Annotated in this window: 12 protein-coding genes; 11 read left to right on the top strand and 1 reads right to left on the bottom strand. The window is 62.8% G+C overall.

Features of this window, described 5'->3' with window-relative positions:
• A partial coding sequence (locus QZT71_RS10530; protein ID WP_295915865.1) for an MFS transporter occupies positions 1–1,064 on the top strand: 1,064 nt, incomplete at its 5' end.
• A 293-nt stretch (positions 1,065–1,357) separates the two neighbouring features.
• On the opposite strand, the gene QZT71_RS10535 is transcribed toward QZT71_RS10530, so the two are convergent.
• Positions 1,358–2,620 (bottom strand): anaerobic sulfatase-maturation protein, encoded by a 1,263-nt coding sequence (locus QZT71_RS10535; RefSeq protein ID WP_295915867.1) that lies wholly within the window; start codon positions 2,618–2,620, stop codon positions 1,358–1,360.
• Positions 2,621–2,785: 165 nt separating this feature from the next.
• Here QZT71_RS10535 and QZT71_RS10540 point away from each other — a divergent pair, with 165 nt between their 5' ends.
• From QZT71_RS10540 to QZT71_RS10585, 10 genes are all read left to right on the top strand, one after another.
• Complete coding sequence (locus QZT71_RS10540) at positions 2,786–3,910, top strand: aldose epimerase family protein (protein WP_295915870.1); 1,125 nt, start codon at positions 2,786–2,788, stop codon at positions 3,908–3,910.
• Positions 3,911–4,096: 186 nt separating this feature from the next.
• Entirely contained in the window at positions 4,097–5,611 is a 1,515-nt protein-coding gene (gene hutH / locus QZT71_RS10545) for a histidine ammonia-lyase (protein WP_295915871.1), read from the top strand.
• Positions 5,608–6,348, top strand: coding sequence for a 3-oxoacyl-ACP reductase FabG (gene fabG, locus QZT71_RS10550; protein WP_295915872.1), 741 nt, complete (start codon positions 5,608–5,610; stop codon positions 6,346–6,348). The genes hutH and fabG overlap by 4 nt, the downstream gene beginning before the upstream one ends.
• 4 nt (positions 6,349–6,352) lie before the next feature.
• Positions 6,353–7,576: a beta-ketoacyl synthase gene (locus QZT71_RS10555; RefSeq protein ID WP_295915873.1), complete on the top strand. Its 1,224-nt coding sequence runs from the start codon at positions 6,353–6,355 to the stop codon at positions 7,574–7,576.
• Between the two features lie 15 nt (positions 7,577–7,591).
• Complete coding sequence (locus QZT71_RS10560) at positions 7,592–7,840, top strand: phosphopantetheine-binding protein (RefSeq protein ID WP_295915875.1); 249 nt, start codon at positions 7,592–7,594, stop codon at positions 7,838–7,840.
• Positions 7,830–8,711 carry an acyltransferase gene (locus tag QZT71_RS10565; protein ID WP_295915877.1) on the top strand — a complete coding sequence of 294 codons (882 nt, stop codon included), beginning with the start codon at positions 7,830–7,832 and terminating at the stop codon, positions 8,709–8,711. Before QZT71_RS10560 ends, QZT71_RS10565 begins: the two co-directional genes overlap by 11 nt.
• A complete protein-coding gene (locus tag QZT71_RS10570; protein ID WP_295915879.1) occupies positions 8,681–10,066 on the top strand; it encodes a lipid biosynthesis B12-binding/radical SAM protein in 1,386 nt (461 codons plus the stop codon). Before QZT71_RS10565 ends, QZT71_RS10570 begins: the two co-directional genes overlap by 31 nt.
• The gene (locus QZT71_RS10575) at positions 10,042–10,482 is read left to right on the top strand and encodes a hydroxymyristoyl-ACP dehydratase (RefSeq protein ID WP_295915880.1); all 441 of its coding nucleotides are present in this window, start codon (positions 10,042–10,044) and stop codon (positions 10,480–10,482) included. Before QZT71_RS10570 ends, QZT71_RS10575 begins: the two co-directional genes overlap by 25 nt.
• Positions 10,482–10,925, top strand: coding sequence for a thioesterase family protein (locus tag QZT71_RS10580; RefSeq protein WP_295915881.1), 444 nt, complete (start codon positions 10,482–10,484; stop codon positions 10,923–10,925). The genes QZT71_RS10575 and QZT71_RS10580 overlap by 1 nt, the downstream gene beginning before the upstream one ends.
• A partial coding sequence (locus QZT71_RS10585; RefSeq protein ID WP_295915882.1) for a beta-ketoacyl synthase N-terminal-like domain-containing protein occupies positions 10,910–12,212 on the top strand: 1,303 nt, incomplete at its 3' end. The genes QZT71_RS10580 and QZT71_RS10585, both read left to right, overlap by 16 nt.

Consider the following 12,212-nt stretch of genomic DNA (forward strand, 5'->3'; position numbering starts at 1 on the left):
GGTGCCTCGCCCTCGGCCTGTGGGCCATGGCCGCGGCGGCCTCGATTTCGTTCGGGCCCCTGCTGGGCGGCTACCTGGTCGATGCGTACAGCTGGCACAAGATATTCGACGTGAACGTGCCCGTGGGACTGCTGGCCATCCTGCTGGCGCTCTTCATCCAGAAAGAGTGGAAAAACCCGTCGAAACACCCGTTCGACTGGAGGGGATTCGCAGGCATCGTCGTCTTCATGCCGCTGGCCATCTACGCGCTGGCGCGGGGCAACTCGCCGACCAACCACGACGGATGGGCCTCGCCTACAATTATCGGCTGTTTCGCCGTGGCGGCCGCGGCGCTCGCCTGGTTTATCTACACCGAACTGCGAAGCCCGGCGCCGCTGCTGCAAATCCGGCTGCTCGGGGAGCGCAACTTCGGCATTTCGATGGCCGTGCTGACGCTCTTTTCAATCGGCATGCTCGGCGGCACCTACCTGCTGCCGCTCTACATGCAGCGCGGACTGGGCTACACGGCGCTGATGGCCGGCAGCGTATTCCTGCCCGTAGGGCTGATACAGGGCGTGCTCTCGGCCGTTTCGGGATACCTCACACGCTATGTCAGGCCGCTGCTGCTCGCGGCCGCGGGCATCCTGCTGCTGGCGGCGAGTTTCTGGCTCGCCAGCCGTTTCACGCTCCACACCACCCACCGGCATATCCTCTTCGTACTCTACATCCGCGGACTGGGCATGGGACTCACGTTCGCACCGCTGAACTTCTTCTCGCTGCGGAACCTCACCCAGCACGACATGGCCGCAGCGGCCGGCATCTCGAACAGCATCAAGCAACTCGCGGGAAGCGTCGGCATCGCCATCCTCACAGCGGTTTACTCGGCCCGCACGGCTTTCCACGCCGCACGCGAAACGGCAGCAGGGCCCCAGACCTACGTCGAGGGCGTGACCGACGCCCTCGGGGTGGTGATGTGGCTCACCCTCGCGGCGGGTGTGCCGCTGCTGTGGGTGTTCCGGAAAAAACGGCGGAAAATCCCGGAGCCGGAAGCCGGCCCGGAAAAAACGGTGCCGGAAAAAGGTTGAGAATACCCGGACGGCAGCGGCGTCCCGGAAAAACCGGGGGGGGCAGGAAAAGAGCAGGGCAGAAACCGGAAATACCCGGAGGCGGAAGCCGGAAAAACCGGAACAGGGAGGTCGGGAAAGACGGGACTGGAACCCGAAAATCCGGGAGGACAAGAGCCGGGAAAGTCCAAAGGCGGAAAGCAGGAAAGAACCCGGAAACAGAGCCCCCTCCCGGGAAAAGACGCCGGATGCGGGGACAGCACAAAAACGCCTGCGGAAATTCCGCAGGCGTTTTCACATCGGTGTGCGCCCTTCTACATCAGCCCCATGCGTTTGCGGGCGAAAGGCATGACCCATGCCGGAGCCTGCTGTTTCGACAGCAAATCGCGCATGTACTCCATGTAGGGTTCCGCATGGCGGAAGTAGATTTTCAAACCCTCGCAGAGCGAGTTCTTGGGGCTTCCGTCGGCCCCGCAGGCGAAACGGTGCTTGGGACATTCGCCGCGGCAGGCGAAATAGTAGTTGCAGCGCAGGCATTCGGCAGGCAGCGTGTTGCGTTTATTCAGCCCGAATTCGCGGCGCTTCGGCGAGCGGTAGATTTCGGCCAGCGGCGTTTCGCGGATGTTGCCCAGCCTGTATTCGGGGTAGACGAAGTGGTCGCACGAGTAGACGTCGCCGTTGTGCTCGACGACCAGCGCGTCGCCGCACGTTTCGCCCATCGAGCAGACGCCCGGCTGTACGCCGCACCACTGCGCCAGCGAGGCGTCGAACATCTGGACGTAACAGCGGCCCACATCGCCCACGACCCACTGGTCGAAAACGTCGCAGAGGAATTCGCCGTATCCCCGGGCCGTGACCGACCATTCGGCCAGACGGGCCCCCTCGTATTCGGGCGACACGATCAGCGGGCGGTGGAAGCCGGGTTTGTCGACGACGTGTTCGACGGCGGGCAGGAACTGCATGTAGCGGCTGTGCACCTGATCGCGGAAAAAGCGGTAAATCTCGGCGCCGCGCCCCTCACAGCGCCGGTTCACGACGCTCAACGTATTGAATTCAACGCCGCTGCGTTCGAACATCCGCACCGTTTCCATGACACGGGCAAAAGTGGGCCGGCCGCCTTTCGTGAGGCGGAAGGCATCGTGGATGTCCTCGGGCCCGTCGAGCGAAACGCCGACCAGGAAATTGTTGGCGGCGAACAGGTCGCACCACGCCCCGTCGACCAGCACACCGTTGGTCTGGAGGGTGTTTTCAATCCGCTTGCCGGCGGCGTATTTGCGCTGCAGCTCCATGGCCCGGCGGTAGAAATCGACACCCAGCAGCAGCGGTTCGCCGCCGTGCCAGCAGAACTGCACGGTATCGATTTCGTTGGCCTCGATATACTGTTTCACATAGAGCTCCAGCAGTTGGTCGCTCATCACGGCCTGCCGGCCGCCGTACTGCACGGCCTTGTCCAGGTAGTAGCAATAGCCGCAGTCGAGGTTGCAGGCCGAACCCGCCGGTTTGAGCATGGTGGAAAAAGCCACGGGAGCGGCCTGTTTCTCCGCGTCGCGGAAGGTGAATATCGGTTTCGGTTTCATGAATCGGACGGATGCTGCGGGCAAAATTAACAAAATCCGGTCAATAAAACGGTACAAACGTCCCGAACTGCGGCCCCGCCTGCAAAAAAAATTCGGGCGGCAGCGGGGGTTTTCCGGGAGAATCGTTTAACTTTACCTGCGGAAAAACCAAAAAACCCGAATAATATGAAAAAATCGCTTATCGCACTCGGCATGCTGCTGCTGGCAGCCTGCGGAACCCGGGAATCCGGCATGAAACTGCTGCCCGCCGAAGCATTCGAAACCACCGTCGACGGCAAACCCGTCGCGCTCTACACGCTCCGTGCGGGCGACATCGCCATGCAGGTAACCAACTACGGCGCCCGCGTCGTGTCGCTCTGGACGCCCGACCGCGAAGGCCGTTACGAGGACATCGTACTGGGCTGCGAGTCAATCGACCGCTACCTCGACACGCTGGGCGAGCGTTTCCTCGGCGCCGTGGTGGGCCCCTATGCCAACCGCATCGCCAAAGGCCGTTTCACGCTCGACGGCACGGAATACACGCTGCCGCTGAACAACAACGGCCAGACGCTGCACGGCGGACTGACGGGAGTAGACCGCGTGGTGTGGGACGTGGTTTCGGCCACGGACGACAAACTCGTGCTGCACTACCTCCATCCCGACGGACAGGACGGTTTCCCCGGCAACCTGGATATCGAGATGATTTACTCGCTCACGCCCGACAACGAGTTCCGCGTCGATTACAAGGCCACGACCGACAAACCGACCGTCGCCAACTTCTCGCACCACCCCTTCTTCAACCTCAAGGGCGAGGGCAACGGCACGGTGCTCGACAACGTGATGACTATCAACGCCAGCCACACCACGCCGGTGGATTCGGTGCTGATTCCCACGGGAGAGATCGCCCCCGTGGAGGGTACGCCATTCGATTTCCGTGAGCCCCATACCATCGGCGAGCGCATCGGAGCGGACAACGCACAGCTGCGCAACGGCGGCGGATACGACCACAACTGGGTCATCGACCGCAAGACGGAAAGCGGCGTCGAGCTGGCCGCCACGGTATGGGAACCCGCCTCGGGCCGCACGGTGGAGGTGTGGAGCGACCAGCCGGGCCTGCAGGTGTACAGCGGCAACTTCTTCGACGGCAAGTCGATGGGCAAATACGGCAAGCCGCAGCGCTACCGCGAGTCGCTGGCCCTCGAAACGCAGAAGTTCCCCGACAGCCCCAACCAGGACAACTTCCCCTCGACGGTACTGCGTCCCGGGCAAACTTACACACAGACCTGCATCTACAAATTCGGCGTGAAATAACACACCGGACAACATACGGCAGCGGAGGGCATTGCACAATGCCCTCCGCTGCTTTTTGCCGCCCGGCGACGGATTCCGGCACCGCACGAACCGTCCGCTTTATCCGACGATACAAACAAAAAAATAGTCATATAAATGTTTATTGAGATAGTTTTTGTAATTTTGAGGCCATAATCCGTTTAAAAAATGTTTTATTCAGACCTGAACACCATAAACGACCGGATTTTCAGCGAAACAGAGATTTCAATCGATGAAACCGCCCTGCACGAAGTCGAGGCATGCTACCGCTTCCTCGCGTCTTTCGAGCAGGGGAAAGTCATTTACGGCATAAACACCGGGTTCGGCCCCATGGCGCAGTACCGAATCGGCGACGCCGACCTGAACAGCCTGCAATACAACATCATACGCTCGCACAGCTGCGGCGCAGGAGAACCCCTGCCCGACATTTGCGTGCGCGCGGCGATGCTCGCGCGGCTCCAGACATTCCTCATGGCCAAATCGGGCGTGCATCCCGACGTGGTGAAGATACTGGCGGCAATGCTCAACAACGGCATATACCCGCGCGTACCGCGCCACGGCAGTGTGGGCGCCAGCGGCGATTTGGTGCAGCTGGCGCATATCGCCCTGGCGCTGATCGGCGAGTCGGAGGTTTCGTTCCGGGGCCAAATCGTACCTGCGGCCGAGGCGATGAAGGCGTGCGGCATAACGCCGCTCAAGCTCCGCATCCGCGACGGACTGGCCCTGACCAACGGCACGGCCGTGATGACGGGCATCGGGCTGGTGAACCTCGCCCGGGCGCGCCGCCTGCTGGATTGGACGGTGAAGGCGTCGGTGATGCTCAACGAACTGGTCGAATCGTACGACGACTTCATGGCCCGGGCGCTCAACGAATACAAGCTCCACGCGGGGCAGGCCGAAATAGCCCGCCGGATGCGCGAAATATGCGCATCGGGCCGCCGCCTGCGCAAACGCGAGGTGGAGCTATACAACGGCGACACGGGCGAGGCCCCGACCTTCAGGCACAAGGTGCAGCCCTACTATTCGCTGCGCTGCACGCCGCAGATACTCGGCCCGGTGCTCGAAACCATCTCGCAGGCCGAAAAGATACTCACCGAGGAGTTCAACGCGGTGGACGACAACCCGGTGGTAGACCCGGCGACGGGAACGATCTACCACGGCGGCAATTTCCACGGCGACTATGTTTCGCTGGAGATGGACAAACTCAAAATCGCCGTCACGAAGATGACGATGCTCGCCGAGCGGCAGCTGAACTACCTCTGCCACGACCGGATCAACGAAACGCTGCCGCCGTTCGTGAACCTCGGAAAACTGGGACTCAACTACGGCATGCAGGCGGCGCAGTTCACGGCCACCTCGACCACGGCCGAGTCGCAGACGCTTTCGAACCCGATGTACGTCCACTCGATACCCAACAACAACGACAACCAGGACATCGTCAGCATGGGCACCAACGCGGCGATGATCACGCGGCAGGTGGTAGAAAACGGCTACCAGGTGCTCGCCATCGAAATACTGGCGCTGGTGCAGGCGACCGATTACCTGCAGTGCGCCGGGGAGTTGTCCGACGCCACACGGCAGTTGTATGCCGACATCCGGGCCATCGTGCCGAAATTCACCGACGATACGCCCAAGTACGAAGAGATTGCGGCGATTGAAAAATTCCTGAAACAGCAAGCATGACCGAACCGACGAAATACGCACTCGTGACCGGCGGCAGCCGGGGCATCGGACGCGAAATATGCCTGAAACTGGGCGGCCGGGGCTACTACGTACTGATCAACTACCAATCGAACGCCGCGGAGGCCGAAAAGACCCTCGCGGGCGTCCGCGCCGCGGGCGGCGACGGGGAAACCATGCAGTTCGACGTCGCCTCGGTCGAGGCGGCCGGCGCAGCCATCGCCGCCTGGCAGCAGGCCCACAAGGGCGCCTGCATCGAGGTCGTGGTGAACAACGCCGGCATCCGCGACGACGTGCTGATGATGTGGATGGAGCCGCAGCAATGGCACACGGTAATCGCCACCAGCCTCGACGGGTTCTACAACGTCACGCGGCCGCTGCTCCGCGACATGCTCGTCAACCGTTTCGGGCGCATCGTCAACATCGTTTCGCTCTCGGGCATCAAGGGGCTTCCCGGACAGGCCAACTATGCGGCGGCCAAGGGCGGCGTAATCGCCGCGACCAAGGCGCTGGCGCAGGAGGTGGCGAAAAAGGGGGTGACGGTGAACGCCATCGCACCGGGTTTCGTACGCACGGACATGACCGCAGACATCGACGAGGCCGAAATCAGGAAACAGATACCCGCCGGACGCTTCTGCGAACCTGCCGAGGTCGCCGACCTGGCGATGTTCCTCATCTCGGACAAGGCTTCCTACATCACGGGGGAGGTGATTTCGATAAACGGAGGATTATATACCTGACCACATGGAACAAAGAGTAGTCATCACCGGACTGGGCATCTGGTCCTGCATCGGCACCAGCCTCGACGAAGTAACGCAGGCGCTCTACGACGGACGCCCGGGCATCGGGCTCGACCCGGCACGCAAGGAGCTGGGATACATCTCGTCGCTGACGGGAATCGTGAAACAACCCGAACTGAAAGGGGTGCTGGACCGCCGCAAGCGGCTGTGCCTGCCCCAGCAGGGCGAATACGCCTACATGGCCACGGCCGAGGCGATGCGCAACGCCGGGATGGACGAGGCGTTCCTCGCGGCGAACGAAGTCGGCATCATCTACGGCAACGACAGCAGCGCCGCCCCGGTAATCGAGGGCATCGACATCATCCGCGCCAAGCAGAACACGGCGATGGTCGGCTCGGGCAACATTTTCCAGTCGATGAACTCGACCGTCACGATGAACCTCTCGGTGATTTTCAACCTGCGGGGCATCAACCTCACCCTCTCGGCAGCCTGCGCAAGCGGCTCGCATGCCATCGGCATGGGCTACCTGATGATAAAGCAGGGGCTGCAGGAGCGCGTGGTATGCGGTGGCGCACAGGAGGTGAATCCCTATTCGGTGGGCAGCTTCGACGGGCTGGGGGCTTTCTCGACGCGCGAGAGCGACCCCGCGGCGGCATCGCGGCCCTTCGACAAAGACCGCGACGGACTGGTGCCGAGCGGCGGCGCCGCGACGGTAATCCTCGAAAGTTACGACTCGGCGGCGGCACGGGGCGCGAAGATACTGGGCGAAGTCATGGGCTACGGATTCTCGTCCAACGGCGAGCATATCTCGGTGCCCAACGTCGACGGCCCGCGCCGCTCGCTGCTGCGCTGCCTCGCGGACGCCGGGATGCAGCCCGCAGAGATACCCTACGTCAACGCCCACGCCACCTCGACGCCGCTGGGCGACTACAACGAAGCGCTGGCAATCGCCGAAGTATTCGGCGACAGCAGGCCCTACGTCGCCTCGACCAAGGCGATGACCGGACACGAAATGTGGATGGCCGGGGCGAGCGAAATCGTCTACTCGATGCTGATGATGCAGCACGGATTCATCGCCCCGAACATCAACTTCGCGGAGGGCGACCAGGCCACTTCGAAGCTCAACATCCCCGCCCGGCGCGTCAACAGGGAGTTCGACCGTTTCCTCTCGAACTCGTTCGGCTTCGGCGGCACAAACTCGACCCTGATTATTAAGAAACACCAATAAACCCGCTCAAAAAAAATGACAGAACAGGAACTCATCGAAAAGATCGATACCGTTTTGGCCGATGAATTCGAAGTCGACCGCCAGGTCATCACGCCCGACGCCCCGCTGCTGGAGACGCTCGACCTGGACAGCCTCGACCTGGTGGACGTCGTGGTGCTCGTCGACCGAAACTTCGGCGTGACGCTCACAGGCCCCGACTTCAAGGAGCTGAAAACGTTCCGGGACTTTTACGACCTGATCATCGGCCGGACGAATGGAAAATAACGACACACAGTGGAGCGGGCGCTCGCGCGGCGGCAGTTTCGGATACGGCTTCTTCATCTTGCTGATGCGGGTATTCGGAATACGTGCCGCGTATGCTTTCCTCGCACTGGTGGTCGTCTATTTCATCCCTTTCGCACCCCGCGCCACGCGGGCCGTGTGGTTCTATAACCGCCGTATCCTCCGCTACGGAAGGCTCCGCGCCGCGGTAAAACTCTACGCGCACTACTATGCGCTCGGGCAGACAATCATCGACCGGGTGGCCATCGGCAGCGGCATGGAGCGCAAATACAAATTCGAATTCGAAAACTACGACGCTTTCCTGCGCGTGCTCGACAGCGGCCGCGGCGCGGTAATCGTCGGCGCACACGTCGGATGCTGGGGCTCGGGAGCCGGATTTTTCGGCGACTATGCCCGCCGGATGCACCTGGTGATGTACGACGCCGAATACCGGCAGATAAAAAACATCATGGACAGGCACTGCAAACAGGAGGGCTACAAGGTAATTCCGGTGAACGAGGGCGGCATCGAGTCGATACTCCGCATCAAGGAGGTGCTCGACCGCAGGGAGTACGTCTGTTTCCAGGGCGACCGCTTCGTCGAAGGCAGCCCGGCGGTACCGGTGAGCTTCATGGGCCGCGAGGCCCGCTTCCCGGCGGGGCCGTTCGCCGTCGCCGCGAAATTCCGCGTGCCGGCGGTCTTCTACTACGCCATGCGCGAACGCGGCAGGCGCTACCGCTTTGTCTTCGACATCCCCGACGAGCGGCAGGGCCGGGATAAAAACGCCCTGCTGGACAGCTACGTCCGCTCGCTCGAAGCCGTGGTAAGGCGCTACCCGCAGCAATGGTTCAACTTCTATCGGTTCTGGTCGTGAGCGCATACAGCATCTTACTCATCTCGGCAAACCGCCACACCTCGCCCTACCCCGTTTATCCGCTCGGACTTTCATACCTGAAAACCCACCTCGAGCGCACGATAAGCGGGATACGCGTCGATATGGCGGACTGCAACCTGCTCACCGACGCACAGCTCGCGGAGCGCATCCGCACGCTGGCGCCCCGCTACATCGGCTTATCGCTGCGCAACGTCGACGGGGCCAATTCGCTCGACAGGCGGGGATTCCTGCCCCAATACAAGGCGCTGATGGAGGTAATCCGCGGGGCCAGCGACGCCCCGGTCATCATCGGCGGGGCGGGATTCTCGATCTACCCGGCGGCATTCATGCGGGAGCTGGGGGCCGACTACGGCATCCACGGCGAGGGCGAGGGGCCGCTCGCCGAGCTGCTCGGGGCGCTGGAGCGCGGCGACCGGGAAATCGACATTCCGGCGGTCTGCACCCGCGACGGCCGCACGGGAAGCGGCCGCAGGAGCTACCTGCCGGCAATCGAGGTGGAGTTCGAGCCGGAACTGACTGGCTATTACTGGAAACGCAGCGGCATGCTCAACATCCAGACCAAGCGGGGATGCCCCTACGACTGCATCTACTGCTCGTACCCTTCGATCGACGGGCGGTGCGTGCGGACGATGGATCCCGAGGCCATCGCCGAAAATATCCTGCGCGCCAAACGCGACTACGGAATCAGCTACCTGTTCTTCACCGACTCGGTGTTCAACATCTGCCCGGAATACAACGTCCGGCTGGCCGAAACGCTGCTCCGGCGTAAAACGGAGGTCGCATGGGGCGCCTACTTCTCGCCGCGGGGCATCGACGCCGAGCAGATGCGGCTGTTCCGCGCCTCGGGGCTGACGCACATCGAATACGGCACCGAGTCGTTCTGCGACCGGACGCTGGAGGCCTACGGCAAGCATTTCACGTTCGGCGACGTCGAGCGTGCCAGCCGGCTGGCGCTCGACAACGGCGTCTACTACGCCCACTTCCTGATTCTGGGCGGCTACGGCGACACGCAGGAGTCGGTGCGCGAAACCGTGGAAAACTCGCGGCGGCTGGAATATACCGTCATGTTCCCCTATGCGGGCATGCGCATCTATCCGCATACGCGGCTGGCGGAGCTGGCCGCATGGGAGGGCGTCACAGGCCCCGACGACGATTTGCTGGCGCCGACTTACTACATCGCCCCGGACTTCGATCTGGAGCAGACGCGGCGCGCGGCGCTGGCCACGGGCAAGGCATGGGTGTTCCCCGACGACGAGCAGAGCGCGCTGGCGGAGACGCTGCGGCTCAAACGCAACAAAAAAGGACCGTTATGGGAGTATTTGAGAAAGTCCTGATTACGGGGGAGGAGATACTGGAATATATCCCGCAGCGGACGCCGATCGTGATGGTCGACGCTTTCTACGGCATCGACGACCGGGGACAATCGCGGAGCGGGCTGACCGTGCGCGGGGAGAACATCTTCGTCGCGGACGGCGTGCTGGACGAATGCGGCATCGTGGAGCATATCGCCCAGTCGGCGGCCCTGCGGGCGGGGTACATGAGCCGCAGCCGCGGCGAAAGGGTGCCGCTGGGATATATCGGGGCCGTGAACGACCTGAAAATCCGTTTCCTGCCCCCAATCGGCAGCCGCCTCGTCACCACGGAGGTGATCGAACAGCGCATAATGAACGTAACTTTGATCTCGGCACGCACCGAATGCGACGCGAAGACGGTCGCGGAGTGCCGGATGAAAATATATCTGGAGGAGTAATGGTACGCAGGAAAACGGCAGAGGCAAGCCTCGTGAGCAAGACATCGCTGCGCGTGCGGTTCAGCGAGGTGGACTCGATGCAAATCGTGTGGCACGGCGAATACGTGCGCTATTTCGAAGACGGACGCGAGGCGTTCGGGCGCGAGTTCCCCGGGCTGGGGTACATGGATATTTACGCGAGCGGCTACACGGCGCCGGTGGTGGAGCTGCAGCTGCAATACCGCAAGCCGCTGCGCGTGAACGACACGGCGGTCATCGAAACCCGCTACATCGCCACCGAGGCGGCCAAAATCTGTTTCGAGTACACGATTCGCAGCGCCACAGACGGCGCAATCGTCGCCGAGGGCAGTTCGACGCAGGTGTTCCTCGACAGCCGGGGCGAACTGCAGCTGCTCTGTCCCGAATTCTACCGCAAATGGAAAACGCGATGGGACGTGAAGTAACCGTCTGGTGGGGGCCCGACTACATCATCTCGTCGCTCGGGTTCGGCACGCAGGAGAACATGGCCGCCGTGCGCGCCCAGGCGACCGCCCCTGCGCCGTGGCACGACGGCACGCCCGTCTGCCTGATCGACCGTGCACGGCTGCGCAAACTGGCGGCGGAACAGGGCCTCGCCGGGTACACGCCCGCGGAGCAGGCGGCCCTGCTCGCACTGGGCGAGGCAATCGCCACATCGGGCATTTCGCCCGCGAACGAACGCGTGCTGATTATCCTCTCCACGACCAAAGGCAATATCGGCCTGCTGGGAAGCGACCCCCAGAAATGCGACCTGAACCACACGGCCGGCGTCATCGGCCGCCATTTGGACGCGGCGCACCGGCCGCTGGTGATTTCGAACGCCTGCATTTCGGGCGTGTCGGCCATCGTCATCGCATCGCGGCTAATCCGCAGCGGAGCCTACGACCATGTTTTCGTCGCGGGGTTCGACCTGCTGTGCGACTTCATCGTCAGCGGGTTCAACGCCTTCAAGTCGGTAAGCCCCACGCTCTGCCGCCCCTACGACGCGGCACGCGACGGGCTGACGCTGGGCGAGGGGTGCGGCGCGGTGCTGCTGACGCGCGACAGGACGCTTTCGGCAACGGGAATCGCCGTGGCGGGAGGCGGCATCTCGAACGACGCCAACCACATCTCGGCTCCCTCGCGGACGGGCGACGGACTCTGGTACGCCGTCCGCGCGGCGCTCGAAGAGGCGCAGATTGGCGCAACAGCAATCGGACTGGTGAATCCCCACGGCACGGCGACCGTCTACAACGACGAGATGGAGAGCCGGGCGCTGAACCTCGCGGGACTGTGCAATGTTCCGTGCAACTCGCTGAAACCCTATTTCGGGCATACGCTGGGCGCCTCGGGCGTAATCGAGAGCATCATAACGGTGCGGGAACTGTGCGAAAATAGCTGTTTCGGCGTAAAGGGCTATGCGCAATGCGGGGTGCCCTATCCGCTCGACATAAGCGCCGCCCACCGGCAAATCCGCACGGATGCGGCACTGAAAACCGCCTCGGGATTCGGAGGCTGCAACGCGGCCGTGGTATTCCGGCGCGGGACGGGGGATGCTGCCGGGCCCGGCGGTGCGGAAAACCGCGCACGGGAGGCAACCGGAGCGGGAGACGGAGTTTGCAGTATGCCGGAAAACGACGGCAGGCCGACGGCAGGCGACAGGTGCGAGTCCGGCGCCAAGCCGGCCGGCACGACTGGCGGCACGATGGCGGGCACTATGGCTGGGGGCTGCC

The organism is uncultured Alistipes sp. (assembly GCF_902388705.1).
In the GTDB taxonomy this organism is placed as follows: Bacteria; Bacteroidota; Bacteroidia; order Bacteroidales; family Rikenellaceae; genus Alistipes.